The 14,711-nt window shown below is 72.5% G+C and carries 15 protein-coding genes; 8 read left to right on the forward strand and 7 right to left on the reverse strand.

From position 1 onward, the window contains the following. Positions 1 to 23: 23 nt before the first annotated feature. A complete protein-coding gene (locus ACLGIH_RS18625; protein WP_416526369.1) occupies positions 24 to 206 on the reverse strand; it encodes a ribbon-helix-helix protein, CopG family in 183 nt (60 codons plus the stop codon). Between the two features lie 154 nt (positions 207 to 360). On the opposite strand from ACLGIH_RS18625, the gene ACLGIH_RS18630 reads away from it, so the two are divergent. Genes ACLGIH_RS18630 through thpR form a run of 3 tightly spaced genes read left to right on the forward strand, consistent with a single transcriptional unit; the run spans position 361 to position 2,814 of the window. Then, positions 361 to 798 carry a MarR family winged helix-turn-helix transcriptional regulator gene (locus ACLGIH_RS18630; RefSeq protein ID WP_416526370.1) on the forward strand — a complete coding sequence of 146 codons (438 nt, stop codon included), beginning with the start codon at positions 361 to 363 and terminating at the stop codon, positions 796 to 798. Between the two features lie 27 nt (positions 799 to 825). Next, positions 826 to 2,187, forward strand: a complete 1,362-nt coding sequence (locus tag ACLGIH_RS18635) for an MFS transporter (protein ID WP_416526371.1) — start codon at positions 826 to 828, stop codon at positions 2,185 to 2,187. 54 nt (positions 2,188 to 2,241) lie between these two features. After that, on the forward strand, positions 2,242 to 2,814 hold the full coding sequence (gene thpR, locus ACLGIH_RS18640) for an RNA 2',3'-cyclic phosphodiesterase (protein ID WP_416526372.1): 573 nt from the start codon (positions 2,242 to 2,244) through the stop codon (positions 2,812 to 2,814). Positions 2,815 to 3,049: 235 nt separating this feature from the next. Here thpR and ACLGIH_RS18645 read toward each other — a convergent pair whose 3' ends face one another. Together ACLGIH_RS18645 and ACLGIH_RS18650 are read right to left on the reverse strand one after the other, a co-directional pair. Further along, the gene (locus ACLGIH_RS18645) at positions 3,050 to 4,045 is read right to left on the reverse strand and encodes an aldo/keto reductase (RefSeq protein ID WP_416526373.1); all 996 of its coding nucleotides are present in this window, start codon (positions 4,043 to 4,045) and stop codon (positions 3,050 to 3,052) included. A gap of 44 nt (positions 4,046 to 4,089) precedes the next feature. Further along, positions 4,090 to 4,677 (reverse strand): Uma2 family endonuclease, encoded by a 588-nt coding sequence (locus ACLGIH_RS18650; RefSeq protein WP_416526374.1) that lies wholly within the window; start codon positions 4,675 to 4,677, stop codon positions 4,090 to 4,092. A 139-nt stretch (positions 4,678 to 4,816) separates the two neighbouring features. On the opposite strand from ACLGIH_RS18650, the gene ACLGIH_RS18655 reads away from it, so the two are divergent. Next, a complete protein-coding gene (locus ACLGIH_RS18655; protein WP_416526375.1) occupies positions 4,817 to 5,428 on the forward strand; it encodes an aminoglycoside adenylyltransferase domain-containing protein in 612 nt (203 codons plus the stop codon). Here the strand turns inward: ACLGIH_RS18655 and ACLGIH_RS18660 are convergent. After that, positions 5,410 to 6,090 (reverse strand): GDSL-type esterase/lipase family protein, encoded by a 681-nt coding sequence (locus tag ACLGIH_RS18660; RefSeq protein WP_416526376.1) that lies wholly within the window; start codon positions 6,088 to 6,090, stop codon positions 5,410 to 5,412. The genes ACLGIH_RS18655 and ACLGIH_RS18660 overlap by 19 nt on opposite strands. 88 nt (positions 6,091 to 6,178) lie before the next feature. Here ACLGIH_RS18660 and ACLGIH_RS18665 point away from each other — a divergent pair, with 88 nt between their 5' ends. Further along, positions 6,179 to 7,153: a WD40 repeat domain-containing protein gene (locus ACLGIH_RS18665; protein WP_416526377.1), complete on the forward strand. Its 975-nt coding sequence runs from the start codon at positions 6,179 to 6,181 to the stop codon at positions 7,151 to 7,153. On the opposite strand, the gene ACLGIH_RS18670 is transcribed toward ACLGIH_RS18665, so the two are convergent. After that, a complete protein-coding gene (locus ACLGIH_RS18670) occupies positions 7,127 to 7,972 on the reverse strand; it encodes a TetR/AcrR family transcriptional regulator (RefSeq protein ID WP_416526378.1) in 846 nt (281 codons plus the stop codon). The genes ACLGIH_RS18665 and ACLGIH_RS18670 overlap by 27 nt on opposite strands. A gap of 87 nt (positions 7,973 to 8,059) precedes the next feature. Here ACLGIH_RS18670 and ACLGIH_RS18675 point away from each other — a divergent pair, with 87 nt between their 5' ends. Both ACLGIH_RS18675 and ACLGIH_RS18680 read left to right on the forward strand, forming a co-directional pair. Further along, positions 8,060 to 9,022 (forward strand): ATP-binding cassette domain-containing protein, encoded by a 963-nt coding sequence (locus tag ACLGIH_RS18675; RefSeq protein WP_416526379.1) that lies wholly within the window; start codon positions 8,060 to 8,062, stop codon positions 9,020 to 9,022. Next, a complete protein-coding gene (locus ACLGIH_RS18680) occupies positions 9,019 to 9,840 on the forward strand; it encodes an ABC transporter permease (protein ID WP_416526380.1) in 822 nt (273 codons plus the stop codon). Before ACLGIH_RS18675 ends, ACLGIH_RS18680 begins: the two co-directional genes overlap by 4 nt. A 73-nt stretch (positions 9,841 to 9,913) precedes the next feature. On the opposite strand, the gene serC is transcribed toward ACLGIH_RS18680, so the two are convergent. After that, positions 9,914 to 11,032 carry a phosphoserine transaminase gene (gene serC, locus ACLGIH_RS18685; RefSeq protein ID WP_416526381.1) on the reverse strand — a complete coding sequence of 373 codons (1,119 nt, stop codon included), beginning with the start codon at positions 11,030 to 11,032 and terminating at the stop codon, positions 9,914 to 9,916. A gap of 88 nt (positions 11,033 to 11,120) precedes the next feature. On the opposite strand from serC, the gene ACLGIH_RS18690 reads away from it, so the two are divergent. Next, complete coding sequence (locus ACLGIH_RS18690; protein WP_416526382.1) at positions 11,121 to 14,000, forward strand: FAD-binding and (Fe-S)-binding domain-containing protein; 2,880 nt, start codon at positions 11,121 to 11,123, stop codon at positions 13,998 to 14,000. 47 nt (positions 14,001 to 14,047) lie between these two features. Here the strand turns inward: ACLGIH_RS18690 and ACLGIH_RS18695 are convergent, their stop codons facing one another. Continuing rightward, positions 14,048 to 14,620, reverse strand: a complete 573-nt coding sequence (locus ACLGIH_RS18695; RefSeq protein WP_416526383.1) for a VanZ family protein — start codon at positions 14,618 to 14,620, stop codon at positions 14,048 to 14,050. Positions 14,621 to 14,711 lie beyond the last annotated feature (91 nt).

Consider the following 14,711-nt stretch of genomic DNA (forward strand, 5'->3'; position numbering starts at 1 on the left):
CGGAGGTCCCCGCGGCCCGGGGGTCAGGTGACCCCGTAGAACCGTTCCGTCTCCTCGACGGCGGACTGGAACCGCTCGTCGAAGTCATCCCGAATGAGCGTCCGGACGACATAGTCCTGGACGCTCATTCCCCTTTTCGCCGCGTGGTGCCGGAGCCGTTCGAGCAGCTCCCCGTCTATCCGCAGGCTGAGCACACTGGTCCGCATGGAGACGAGGGTCGCCTCGGCCGGCCGGGTGACGCTCCGGTTTCCGGAATCGACTCACTCGTACGGGTGACGCCAGGATTCAGTGGCCGCTCTCACGGGCATGAAGCCGCATTTGCGGTGGTCCTTCGCCAGACTAATGAGTTACGCTAAGGAGATGCCGGACTTCAGCCATGGCGACGACGCTGCCGCCGTGAACGCCCTCCGATCCGCCGTGATGCGGCTGTCCCGTCGGCTCAAGCACCAGCGGGTCGACGAGTCGCTCAGCCCCACCGAGATGTCGGTGCTCGGCACCCTCTCCAACTTCGGCAGCGCGACCCCGGGCGAACTCGCCCGCAAGGAACACGTCCAGCCGCCGTCGATGACCCGCATCGTGGCGCTGCTGGAGGCCAAGGGCCTGGTCCGGCTGGAGCCGCATCCCGAGGACCGGCGCCAGAAGGTCGTGACGCAGACCGAGCAGGCCGTGGTCATGCTCGAGGAGAGCCGCCGCAAGCGGAACGCGTTCCTGGCCACGCTGGTCGAGGGACTCGACGAGGACGAGTGGGCGAAACTGCGCGCCGCCGCCCCCGTGCTGGAGAAGCTCGCGCACCTGTAAGCAGCAACGACGAGGAGGCGAACCCTGTTGAGTTCGGGATCCGGAGCAGCTTCCGCCCCCGCACCGCACGACCCCGACGACCGGCCCGCCCCCGGCATTCCTCGCAAGACCTCGATGTTCGCCTCCCTGAAGGTCAGGAACTACCGCCTGTTCTTCCTCGGCCAGGTCGTCTCCAACATCGGCACCTGGATGCAGCGCATCGCCCAGGACTGGCTGGTGCTCAGCCTCACCGGCTCCTCGGCGGCCGTCGGCATCACCACCGCCCTGCAGTTCCTGCCGATGCTCCTCTTCGGCCTCTACGGCGGTGTCCTCGTCGACCGTCTGCGCAAGCGCCCCGCGCTGCTGGTCACCCAGTCGTCGATGGCCGTGACCGCGCTGTTCCTGGCCGTCCTCACCCTCACCGGGCACGTCCAGGTCTGGCACGTCTACGTCGCCGCCTTCGCGATGGGCCTGGCCACCGTCGTCGACAACCCCGCCCGCCAGTCCTTCGTCTCCGAGCTGGTCGGCCGCGACCAGCTGCAGAACGCGGTCAGCCTGAACTCGGCCAACTTCCAGTCCGCCCGCCTGGTCGGCCCGGCCGTCGCGGGACTGATGATCACCGGCGTCGGCACCGGCTGGGCGTTCCTCGTCAACGGCCTGTCCTTCGTCGCGCCGCTCACCGGCCTGCTGCTGATGCGCGCCCGTGAGCTGCACGCCGTCGAGCGCGCCCCGCGCGGCAAGGGCCAGCTCCGCGAGGGCCTGCGCTACGTCGCCGGCCGCCCCGAGCTGATCTGCACCATCGCCCTGGTCGGCTTCATCGGCACCTTCGGGTTCAACTTCCCGGTCTTCCTGTCCGCCTTCGCCGACGACGTCTTCCACGCGGGCGCCGGCGAGTACAGCCTCTTCAACACCCTGATGGCCGTCGGCTCGCTGGCCGGCGCCCTGCTGGCGGCCCGGCGCGGCACGGCCCGGATGCGGGTGCTGATCGCGTCCGGGGTGGGCTTCGGCCTCCTGGAGATCGTGGCGGCGGCCGCTCCCGGCCTGTGGCTGTTCGCCCTGCTGATGGTCCCGATCGGCGTGTTCAGCATGACGGTCAACGTCACCGCCAACACCCGCATCCAGATGTCCACCGACCCGGCCATGCGGGGCCGTGTGATGGCCCTCTACATGATGGTCTTCCTCGGCGGCTCCCCGGTCGGCGCCCCGATCGTCGGCTGGATCACCGACACCTACGGCGCCCGGACCGGCTTCGCCGTGGGCGGCGCCATCGCGGCCACGGCCGCCGTGGTCATCGCCCTGCTGCTGGCCCGCCTGGGCGGCGTCCGACTGGCGGTGGGCTGGCACCACGGCCACCCACGGGTGCGGTTCGTGCCCCGGGAGGGGCGGGAGGAGCTGGCGCGGGCGGCGTAGCGCCGGGTCCCGGGCCGGGGAGACCGTGCCCCCGGCCGGGCAGACTGTGCCCCCATGAGACTCTTCGCCGCCGTACTGCCCCCCGCGGACGTGGTCCGGGAACTCGCCGCCGAGGTGGACCGGCTGCGCGCACTGCCCGGCGCGGAGCGGCTGCGCTGGACCGGCCGCCCCGGCTGGCACTTCACGCTCGCCTTCTACGGCGAGGTCGACGACGGTCTCCTGCCCGGCCTGTCGGCCCGGCTGGAGCGGGCGGCCCGGCGCACGGCGCCCTTCCCGCTGGCGCTGCGCGGCGGCGGCCAGTTCGGCCACGGGCGGGCCCTGTGGGCTGGCGCCTCCGGCGACCTCGGCACACTGCGCCTGCTGGCGGAACGCGCCGAGTCGGCGGCCCGCAAAGCGGGCCTGGACCTGGGCGGGCACCGCCGCTACCAGCCCCACCTGACGGTGGCCCGCAGCCGGGACGCCCTCGACGTACGGGAGTACGTGCGCACGCTCGACGCCTTCACCGGCCGCACCTGGACGGTGTCCGAGCTGTCCCTGGTCCGCAGCAACCTGCCGAGGTCCGGCGTGCCGGGGGAGCAGCCCCGGTACGAGACGGTCGCCCGCTGGCCGCTCGGCGGCGCCGGTTAGGCTCGGTGGCGTGGACCCGAAAACCCGGAACCGGATCATGGCCGGTGTGCTTGTGCTGATGTTCGTCGTCGTCGCCCTGGCGGCGGCGGTCGGCGGGTAGCCCCTGAGCAGTCCCTGCGCGGCGGGCGGGCGACCGGTCGCGGCCGGCCGGGAGCGGGCCGAGGGGCCGGCCGCGCCCGCGCGCCGGAGCCGCAGACCGACCCGGCCCCCCGCTCCCGAGAAGGCCGTCACGGCCCTACCAGGCGAACGCCTCCGGCGACGGGCCCGGACCCGGGAAGACCTCGTCCAGCCCGGCCAGCAGTTCCGGCGACAGCTCCAGCTCGACGGCCCGCAGCGCCGACGCCAGCTGGTCGGCGGTCCGCGGCCCGACGATCGGACCCGTCACGCCCGGCCGGGTGAGCAGCCAGGCCAGCGCGGCCTCGCCGGGCTCGACCCCGTGCTTGTCGAGCAGGTCCTCGTACGCCTGGACCTGCGCGCGCACGGCGGTGTTCGCGAGCGCGTCGGCGGACCGCCCGGAGGCACGCCGCCGCCCTTCCGACTCCTTCTTCAGGACCCCGCCCAGCAGCCCGCCGTGCAGCGGCGACCAGGGAATGACCCCGAGCCCGTAGTCCTGCGCGGCCGGGATGACCTCCATCTCGGCCCGGCGCTCGGCGAGGTTGTACAGGCACTGCTCGCTGACCAGCCCGATGGTCCCGCCGCGCCGGGCGGCGATCTCGTTCGCCTGGGCGATCTTGTACCCGGGGAAGTTCGACGACCCGGCGTACAGCACCTTCCCCTGCTGGATCAGTACGTCGACGGCCTGCCAGATCTCCTCGAAGGGGGTGGCGCGGTCGATGTGGTGGAACTGGTACAGGTCGATGTGGTCGGTCCGCAGCCGCTTCAGGCTGGCGTCGACGGCCCGCCGGATGTTGACGGCGGACAGCTTGTCGTGGTTCGGCCAGACGGGTCCGCCGTCCAGCCCCATGTTCCCGTACACCTTCGTGGCCAGCACGACCTTGTCCCGCCGGCCGCCGCCCTTGGCGAACCAGTTCCCGATGATGCTCTCGGTACGGCCCTTGTTCTCACCCCAGCCGTACACGTTGGCGGTGTCGAAGAAGTTGATGCCCGCGTCCAGCGCCGCGTCCATGATCGCGTGACTGTCCGCCTCGTCGGTCTGCGGACCGAAGTTCATGGTCCCCAGAACGATCCGGCTGACCTTGAGTCCCGTGCGTCCGAGCTGCGTGTACTCCATGGTCCCCAAGCCAACGGCTTGGAGTGCGCTCTAGGCAAGGGGCGTCAGTCGCGGGGAAACGGGCCGGTGTCGAGGGTGAGACCGGGAAGCGTGTGGGTCAGGTCGATCCGCTCGCCGAAGTCGAACCTGGAGACGGAGCGGTAGTCGCCGTTCTTGGGGTCGGTGAAGACGTGGCAGCGGCCCTGGTACGGATCCGCGATGAGGTAGACGGGAACTCCGGCCTCCGCGTACGCGGCCTTCTTCGGGCCGTAGTCGTTCATGCCGGTCCCGCGGGAGATGACCTCGGCGACGAACTCGACGTCCTCGTGGCACCAGCCGCGCTCCGGATCGCGCTTCGCCCCGTCGCGCAGCTTCATCACATCGGGGCAGAAGCCGTTCTGGAAGCCGGGGAAGTCGATGCGCACGTCCGACCTCACCAGGACGTCCATCCCGAAGCTGTCCTCCAGCGCCCGGATGATCCTGCGAGTGATCTCGAAGTGCGTGTCCCGCTGCGGCACCATGTGCACGGCCCCCTCGACGACCTCGGCCTTGCAGCCTTCGGGGACCATCCGCTCAATCAGCTCGAACCACTGGTCGAGGCGCTGGGCGTTGTCGTCGGCCATCTCGATCCTGTCGGTGTCTACGACGGTCATCGTGGCGCTCCTCCCCGGCTGCCCGATGAACGAGTGCAGCCGCGCAGTCCAACGATACGCACGGTGACACGACACGGAAGTGAGCGCATATGCCGGACCACCCCGCCGATGCCGTCGTCCGGCTCGTCCGGCTCGTCCGGTGCCACCTCGGTGCCTGGGTCCGGGGCGGCGGCCCGTCGAGCTGATCGTCGTCGTGCAGGACGAGGTGCGGTCCTGGCGGCACCCGGCGCGGCACGTGTACCTCTACGGCGAGTGGCTGCGGGCGGAGTACGAGCGTGGGGTCGTCCCCGGGCCCGAGACCGACCCCGATCTCACCCCGCTGCTCACCATGGTGCTCCGCGCCGACGCGCCCCTCCTCGGTCCGCCGCCCGCCCGGCTCCTCGACCCCGTTCCGCCCGCCGGCCTGCGGCGGGCGATCGTCGAGGGGGTGCCGCGGCTCATGGCGGAGCCGGAGCCGGACACCCGGAACGTCCTGCTCACCCTCGCCCGGGTGTGGAGCACGCTCGTCACCGGCGACATCCGGCCCAAGGACGCCGCCGCGGACCGGGTGCTGCCGCGGCTTCCCGCCGAGCACCGGGCCGTGCTGCGGCGGGCCCGGGCCGTCTACCTGGGCGAGCGGGACGAGGGGTGGGCGCGGACCTGCGGGGCCGGGTACGGCCCTGTGCCGAGTTCCTGGTCCGGGAGATCGGCGCCGCCCACGCCCGCGCCTCGTAGGGCCCTGCCAAGCGACGCCTACGGTCGCGCCTCGTAGGGGCCGCCCACGCCCCAGCCCTCGTGCATCGCCGCCGCGAAGGCGGCCGCGATCCCGTGCTCGCCGCGCGCGTTGGGGTGCGTGCCGTCGTAGGTGTCGGTGTGGATGTCGTACGCGGCGGGGGGCGTGGCCAGCAGGATCGGGGAGCGGGGCTCGTCCAGGTCGGCGGCCGTCTTCGCCAGGAGTTCGTTGAAGCGGGCGACCTGCTCCCCGAAGGGCGGGTCGGTCTGCGCCCGGATGTTGGGGATCACCGGCAGGACGACCAGGCGGATGCGCGGGTTGGCCTCCCGGGCGGCGGCGGCGAAGGCCCGGACGTTCTCCGCCGTCTGCTCCGCGTCGGTGTAGAACCCCAGGTCGATCAGGCCCAGGGAGACCAGGAGCACGTCCGCGCGGCACGTCCGCACCGCCTCGCCGATCAACGGGGCCATGTGCAGCCAGCCCTCGCCCCAGCCGGCCAGGTGGCCCCGGGGGAAGCCGGGGTCGGCGTAGGCGAGGGACGTCGGCGCGTCGGCCGCCTTGTCGTAGAGCGTCTCGCGCGGGCCGACGAACGTGAAGGGGCCGCCGTACTCCGCGCACAGGTGCTGCCACAGCCGGTAGCGCCAGGTGTGCTCGCCCGCGCTCCCGATCGTCATGGAGTCGCCGACGGGCATGAACCTGAGCATCCGGTCATCATGGCCGATCGGCCCGGCGACCGCGATGTGAGCCCGGCCACCTCCCGCGAACGGGCCCCGGCAGTGGCAGGCTTGGGGCATGCGCCGACCCTTCGCCCTCCTCGCCGCGGCCCTCCTCGTGGGCGCCGTCGCCGTGCCCGCCTCCGCCGCCGACGGGGAGAAGGGGTTCTCGATCCGGGACCCGCGGATCACCGAGTCCAGCGGGCTGGCCGCCTCCCGCCTCCACCCGGGCGTCTACTGGACGCACAACGACAGCGACGACGGGCCCTATCTCTACGCGGTGGACGGGGCGAGCGGCGAGACCGTCGCCCGGATCACCCTCAGCGGCGTCGGTACGCCGCGCGACGTGGAGGCGATCTCCATCGGGCCCGGCAACCGGATCTTCGTCGGTGACATCGGGGACAACTTCGGCGGCCGGTGGCCGTACGTGTGGATCTACGAGCTGCCCGAGCCGGAGGAGCTGCGCGACCGGACCGTGCGCGCCACGCAGTACGTGGTGAAGTACGCGGACGGGGCGCGCGACGCGGAGTCGCTCGTCGTGCACCCGAAGACCGGGCGGGTGTACATCATCGACAAGCAGGAGGACGGCGGGCATCTGTACGAGGGGCCCGCCGAGTTGTCCGCCTCCGGCGACAACGTCTTCCGGCGCACCGCCGCCGTCGACCTGTGGGCCACCGACGCCGCGCTCTCGCCGGACGGCGAACAGCTCGCCGTACGCGGCTACCTGGGCGGCATCTGGTACGCCTGGAACGGCGGGCGGATCGAGCGCAAGGGGCGGCTCGACGTGCCGCTCCAGGGTCAGGGCGAGTCCGTGACGTACACCGCCGACGGCACGAGGCTGCTGTTCGGCAGCGAGGGGACCGGCTCTCCGGTGCAGGCCGAGGACGCGCCCGGGGGCGGCGCCGGGTCGCCCGCGAAGGGCGGCGGTCCGGAGACCTCCGGCGACGGTGACGGCGGGAGCGCGGCGGACGGCAACCTCAAGGTCGGGACCCTGGCCGCCGCTGTCGCGCTGGCCGCCGTGTTCGGTCTACGACGGCTGTTCCGGCGCGGCTGAGCCGCCCGAGCCGCCCTCTTCCGCGCGCCGGGCGGCCACGAACACCTCCAGCCCGTCCAGGATCCGCTGGAGCCCGAACTCGAAGTGGTCGAACTCCGGGCTCCAGGTGTCCTCGGAGAGGGACATCAGCACCGGGTACCGGCCGGACGTCATGACCCGCTCCAGCACCGGGCCCTGCGCCTCGAAGAACTCCGCCGTCGTCAGACCGGACTTGCGCTCCGCCTCCTCCTGGTAGACCTGCGTGCGCGCGGCGCCGACGACGTACCCGTCGACCAGGAGGAGCGCGGAGACCAGTTCGGGGTCGCTCAGGCCCATCGGCTTGATGTGGGCCATCACCTTCTCCATGCCGTCGAGCGTGCCGGGGCCGAGGATCGGGCGGGCCTGGTTGACCTGGAGCAGCCAGGGGTGGCGCCGGTAGAGGCCGAGGGTCTCCCGGGCCAGGGTCTCCAGGGCGGAGCGCCAGGTGCCGTCGCCGAGGGGCGCGTCCGGGGTGCCGTCGGGACGCTGGACCCGGTCCAGCATCAGGTCGAGCAGCTCGGCCTTGCCGGGGACGTAGCGGTACAGGGACATCGCGCCGGTGCCCAGTTCGGTGGCGACGCGGCGCATCGAGACCGCCTCCAGGCCCTCGGCGTCCGCCACCTGGACGGCGGCTTCCACGATCCGGTCCAGGGTCAGGCCCGGTTTGGGACCACGGCTGGGACGGGGGCCGGCGTCCCACAGCAGCTCCAGCGTGCGGGCGATGTCCCCGCTGCCGCTGGTCTCCGTAGCGGTCCTGCCGCCGCCGGTACCGGTCTTTCCGCTGTCCTCGCCCCTTGTCATACGGCTCAGCTTAGATCCCTCCGAAAAAACTGAGTACGGCGTACGCGCAATCGGGTACGCTGTACCCAGTTCTTGGAAGGGGGACCCATGAGTGACGGCTACGCGGTCCGGGCCGAGGGCCTGGAGAAGCGCTACGGCGAGAAGCGCGCCCTCGACGGTTTCGACCTCACCGTCCGCGAAGGCACCGTGCACGGCCTGCTCGGGCCGAACGGCGCGGGCAAGACGACCGCGGTGCGCATCCTGTCCACGCTGGTCCGGCTGGACGGCGGACGGGCACAGGTGGCGGGACTGGACGTCGTACGGCAGGCACGCGAGGTGCGCGCCCGGATCGGGCTCACCGGGCAGTACGCGGCCGTGGACGAGGTGCTGACCGGCCGGCAGAACCTGGAGATGTTCGGGCGGCTGTTCCACCTCGGCGGCAGGCGGGCCCGGCTGCGGGCCACCGAGCTGCTGGAGCAGTTCGACCTGACCGACGCCGCCGGCAAGGGCGTCGGCAAGTACAGCGGCGGCATGCGGCGCCGCCTCGACCTGGCCGCGTCGATGATCCTCGCCCCGGCCGTGCTGTTCCTGGACGAGCCCACGACCGGGCTGGACCCCCGCAGCCGCGGCGAGGTCTGGGAGTCGGTGCGGGCGCTGGTGGAGAGCGGCACCACCGTGCTGCTGACCACCCAGTACCTGGAGGAGGCCGACAAGCTGGCCTCCCGCATCACCGTCATCGACCAGGGCCGGGCGATCGCCGACGACACCCCGGACGGGCTGAAGAACCTCGTCGGCGGCGACCGGGTCGAGGTCGTGCTCGCCGAGCGGACCGACATCCCGCGGGCGGTGAAGGTGGTCGCCCGGGTCGCCGACGGCGAACCGGAGACGGACGAGACCGAGCTGCGCGTCCACGCCCCGGTCACCGACCGGGTCTCCGCCCTGACCGAGGTCGCCCGCACCCTCCAGGACGAGGGCGTCCGGGTCGAGGACATCGGGCTGCGCAGGCCGAGCCTCGACGACGTGTTCCTGCGCCTGACCGGACACCGCACCGAGAAGGAGGCGGCGGCGTGAGCGCCCTCGACCTGACCGTGCCGAGCGGCCGGGGCCGGCTGTTCTGGCTGCTGGCCGACTGCGGCAACATCGTCCGCCGCGGCCTGCTGCACTACAGGCGTCAGCCCGTCAACATCGCCTGGCAGCTGGGCTTCCCGATCCTGTCCGTGCTGCTGTACGGCTATGTCTTCGGCAGCGCGATGAAGGTGCCCGGCGGCGGGGACTACAAGGACTTCCTGATGCCGGGCATGTTCGTGATGACCATGGCCTTCGGCTTCATCAACACCGCCACACTCGTCGTCTACGACTCCACCAAGGGCGTCATCGACCGGTTCCGGTCCATGCCGATGGCGTCGTCGGCCGTGGTCGCCGGGCGCGGGGTGACCGATCTCGTCGTCGCCTGCGCCGAGTTGGGGATCATGATGCTGACGGCGATGGCCATGGGCTGGCGGCCGGACGGCGGCTGGGGCTTCGTCGGCGCCTTCGGACTGCTGCTGTGGCTGAGGTTCGCGCTGATCTGGATCGGCGTGTGGCTCGGGCTGCTGGTGCCCAACCCGGAGGCGGCCGGCGGGCTGTTCGCGGTGGCGTTCCCGCTGACGATGATCTCCAGCATCTTCGTCGCCCCGCAGCTCATGCCCGACTGGCTGGGCTGGGTGGCCGCCTGGAACCCCATCTCCTCCACGGCGGCGGCGACCCGCGAACTGTTCGGTACGCCGGTCGGCGGCGGCGACTCCTGGATCGAGCAGCACGCGATGCTGATGGCGGGCGTGTGGCCGGTGATCCTGACGGCGGTCTTCCTGCCGCTGGCGGTGCGCAGGTTCCAGAAGCTCAGCCGCTGACTCTGCCGGGGTGCGGAAGCAGAGAGGGGCGCCCGGTGATCGCCGGGCGCCCCTCATCCTCGTACAGCTGCCGCTACAGCTTCTCGATGACGTAGTCCACGCACTTCGTCAGCGCCTCGACGTCCGCCGGGTCGATCGCCGGGAACATCGCGACGCGCAGCTGGTTGCGGCCCAGCTTGCGGTACGGCTCGGTGTCCACGACGCCGTTGGCGCGCAGCACCTTGGCGACGGCGGCGGCGTCGATGTCGTCGGAGAAGTCGATGGTGCCGATGACCTGCGAGCGCTTGGCCGGGTCGGCGACGAACGGGGCGGCGTACTTGGCCTCCTCCGCCCAGCCGTACAGGCGGGACGAGGAGTCCTTGGTACGGGCCGTGGCCCAGTCCAGGCCGCCCTGGCCGTTGAGCCACTCCAGCTGCTCGCCCAGCAGGAACAGCGTGGCGAGCGCCGGGGTGTTGTACGTCTGGTTCTTGCGGGAGTTGTCGATCGCCGTCGGCAGCGAGAAGAACTCCGGGACGTGCCGGCCGGAGGCGTGCACGCGCTCGGCGCGCTCCAGCGCGGCCGGGGAGAACACACCGATCCACAGGCCGCCGTCGGAGGCGAAGGACTTCTGCGGCGCGAAGTAGTACACGTCGGTCTCGGCCACGTCGACCGGCAGACCGCCGGCGCCGGAGGTCGCGTCGACCAGCACCAGTGCGCCCTCGTCGGCACCGGCCACGCGCTTGATCGGCATGGCGACGCCGGTGGAGGTCTCGTTGTGGGTGAACGCGTACACGTCCACGCCGGCCTCGGCCCGCGGCTCGGGGTGGGTGCCCGGGTCGGCGGAGACGACGGTGGGTTCGGCCAGCCACGGGGCGAGCTTGGCCGCCTTGGCGAACTTGGAGGAGAACTCGCCGAAGGACAGGTGCTGCGACTTGTTCTCGATCAGGCCGTGGGTCGCGATGTCCCAGAACGCGGTGGAGCCGCCGTTGCCGAGGATCACCTCGTAGCCGTCGGGGAGCCGGAACAGCTCGCGGATGCCCTCGCGCACCTTCCCGACCAGGTTCTTCACCGGGGCCTGGCGGTGGGACGTGCCCATCAGGGACGTACCGGTGGCGGCCAGCGCCTGCAGCGCCTCCGTCCGCACCTTGGAGGGACCCGCGCCGAAACGGCCGTCGGCGGGCTTGATGTCAGCAGGAATCCGGATCTCAGCCACGGGCCGAGCGTAGCCGTTTCCGCAAACCGGCGTGCAACGCCGTCCGTCGGGTGAGACGGGGCTTGCCGTGGGCTGGTTTCCTGGAGACATGGCGGATCTGGAGGCGGAACTGCGCAGGAACGTCCGGGGCGAGGTCGGATTCGACGTCACCGCCCGGGCGTTGACGACGATGGACGCGTCCAACTACCGGCGGGTGCCGCTCGGGGTGGTGGCCCCGCGGGACGCCGACGACGTGGCGGCGGCCCTGTCGGTGTGCCGGGAGCACGGCGTGCCGGTCGTGGCGCGCGGCGCCGGCACCTCGATCGCCGGGCAGGCGACGGGCACGGGCGTCGTCCTGGACTTCACCCGGCACATGAACCGGCTGCTCTCCCTGGACCCCGGGACGCGCACGGCGGTGGTCCAGCCGGGCCTGGTCCTGGACCGGCTCCAGGAGGCCGCGGCCCCGCACGGTCTGCGCTTCGGCCCCGACCCCTCCACCCACAGCCGGTGCACCCTCGGCGGCATGATCGGCAACAACTCGTGCGGCTCCCACTCGGTGGCCTGGGGCACCACGGCGGACAGCGTGCGGGAGCTGGAGGTGCTCACCGCGCGCGGGCGGCGGCTGCGCCCCGGGCGGGACTGGGCCGGGGCGCCGGACGGCCTGCGGGAACTGGTGGACGGCGAACTCGCGCGGCTGCGCACCGGCTTCCCCGAGCTGCCCCGCCGTATCTCCGGCTACGCCCTGGACGCGCTGCTGCCCGAGAGCGGCGCGGACGTGGCCCGCTCCTTCTGCGGTTCGGAGGGCACGCTGGGCGTGCTGACGGAGGCGGTCGTCGACCTGGTCGAGGCGCCGCGCGCGCGTGCGCTCGCCGTGCTGGGATACGCCGACGAGAGCGCGGCGGCCGAGGCGGCGGCGGGATTGCTCACGCACGGCCCGCTGACCGTGGAGGGCATGGCGGCCGACCTGGTGCGGTCGCCGGCCGGGCTGCCCCGGGGCGGGGCGTGGCTGTTCGTGGAGACCGGCGGCGAGACGCCGGACGAGGCACGCGCGCGTGCGGAGGCGATCGTGCGGGCGGCGGACGTCGTCGACGCGCGGGTGGTGACGGACCCGGCCGGGCAGCGGGCGCTGTGGCGGGTCCGGGAGGACGCCTCCGGTACGGCGACCCGGATGCCGGACGGCTCCGAGGCGTGGCCCGGCTGGGAGGACTGCGCGGTGCCGCCGGCCCGGCTGGGCGCGTACCTGCGCGACTTCCGGGGGCTGCTGTCCTCCCACGGGCTGCGGGGGACGCCGTACGGCCACTTCGGGGACGGCTGCATCCACGTCCGCATCGACTTCGACCTGCTGACCGGGCCGGGGATCGCCGCCTTCCGCCGCTTCTCCGAGGAGCTGGCCGACCTGGTGGTGGCGCACGGCGGCTCGCTGTCCGGCGAGCACGGTGACGGGCAGGCCCGCGCGGAGCTGCTGCCGCGCATGTACGGCGCGGAGACGGTCGCCCTCTTCGAGCGCGCGAAGGCCCTCTGGGACCCCGACGACCTGCTCAACCCCGGCATGCTGGTCCGCCCGGCCCCCCTGGACGCCAACCTCCGCTTCGCGCCCCTGCCGCGCCGCCCGGTCGACGTCGCCTTCGGCTACCCGTCCGACGCCGGCGACTTCTCGGCGGCGGTCCGCCGCTGCGTGGGCGTCGCCAAGTGCCGTACGACGTCGGTGTCGGGGCCGGCGGTGATGTGCCCCTCCTTCCGGGCCACCGGCGAGGAGGAGCACTCCACCCGCGGCCGGGCCCGGCTGCTGCACGAGATGCTCGCCGGGGAGCTGGTCACCGACGGCTGGCGCTCGACGGAGGTCCGCGACGCGCTCGACCTGTGCCTGTCCTGCAAGGGCTGCCGCTCGGACTGCCCGGTCGAGGTCGACATGGCCACGTACAAGGCGGAGTTCCTGCACCACCACTACGCGGGGCGCCGCCGCCCCGCCGCCCACTACTCGATGGGCCGGCTGCCGCGCTGGCTCCGGGCGGTGTCCCGCACCCGCACGGCGCCGCTGGTCAACGCGCTGACCCGGGTGCGGCCGCTGGCCTGGGCGGCGAAACGGCTGGGCGGCATCGCACCGCAGCGGGCGATCCCGCGCCTGGCGACCCCGACCTTCACCCGCTGGTGGGACGGGCAGCGCGGGACGGCGACCGAGGGAGCGGGCACCCTGGTCGTCCTCTGGCCGGACACCTTCACCGAGCACCTCTCCCCGTCCGTCGGGCAGGCGGCCGTACGGGTACTGAGGGCGGCCGGGCTGCGCGTGGCGCTCCCGCCGACCGTGCGCCTGGCGAAGGCACCGGTGGGCGACGGCCTGTCGGTCGCCCTCGACCCTCTCTCCCTCCTCCGGGGCCGGGGCCGCGTCTGCTGCGGCCTGACGTACGTCTCCACGGGCCAGCTCGACCGTGCCCGTACGGTCCTGCGCCGCACCCTCGACCTCATGGAACCGGTCCTCGACACCGACTCCCCGGTCGTCGTCCTGGAACCGAGCTGCGCCGCCGCCCTGCGCACCGACCTGCCCGAACTGCTCCACGACGACCCGCGCGCGGCCCGCCTGGCCGAGAAGGTCGTCACCTTCGCGGAGGCCCTGGAACGCCACGCCCCCGACTGGACCCCGCCCGCCCTGGACCGCCCCGTCACCGGCCAGACCCACTGCCACCAGCACGCGGTCCTCGGCGACACCGCCGACCGCCGCCTGCGCACCGCCGCGGGCCTCACCGGCGACCTCACCGGCGGCTGCTGCGGCCTGGCCGGCAACTTCGGCTTCGAGAAGGACCACTACGAGGTCTCGGTTGCCTGCGCCGAGGACCAGCTCCTCCCGGCGGTCCGGGAGGCCCCGGCCGACGCGGTGGTCCTGGCGGACGGCTTCTCGTGCCGGACGCAGCTGGAGCAACTGGCCGGGGTGCGGGGGAGGCATTTGGCGGAGGTGCTGGCGGAAGGGCTTGATGAAAGCCGGACGACTCCATGAAAGCGAGAGTCGGTTCCTTCACGCGGGTGTGAACGTCGACGAACCGTTCACACCCGCTCCTCGGCGTTGCCCCTCCGGCCTTGACGCCACCTCAGCAACAGGCAGGCCGCCATGCCCAAGCCGACACCTACGGTTGCACCCACGGAGTTGAAGAGCACATCGTCGAGATCCACGATACGTCCGTTGCCCCCAAGCCATTGCACGAGCTCGATGACGACGGCCGCTGCCGCACACAATGCGAGGCATTTCCCTGCGGAGAAGTCAGGCCGTGCGGTCGCCATTAGGGCCGGCAGTGGCACGAACACCAGCGCGTTCGCCACCCACTGCCGCACGACCATCTCCTTTTCGTAGGCAGTTACGTAGGCGCTGTCCGCTCTCAGCGTTTCGATCCCCGGACTCAGCCAGAGAGCGCCGCCACTTCCGCCGGTACTGCCGTCAGAGGCGGTGAGCGTCGCCATGGCGATCAGCAGCAGCCAGAGAGCGAGCGCGAGAGAGCCGATGCGGCAGACGGTCCGGGGCCAACGGGTAGCGGCACTTTGGAGCGCCAGCGCCCCCAGGAAGGTCAGCGACAGCGCCGTCGCCACCGTCACCGGCGTCAGATACAGAATGACGCGCCACATGGCTCTCTCGTCCTCTCGCTCCGATGGAGCATCTTGCAGAGGGAGCGCGGGGCGCATGTGCGTCCGTCAGGCCAGCCCTGGGGGGCGCTCC

This window comes from Streptomyces hamibioticus (assembly GCF_047946815.1).
Taxonomy (GTDB): domain Bacteria; phylum Actinomycetota; class Actinomycetes; order Streptomycetales; family Streptomycetaceae; genus Streptomyces.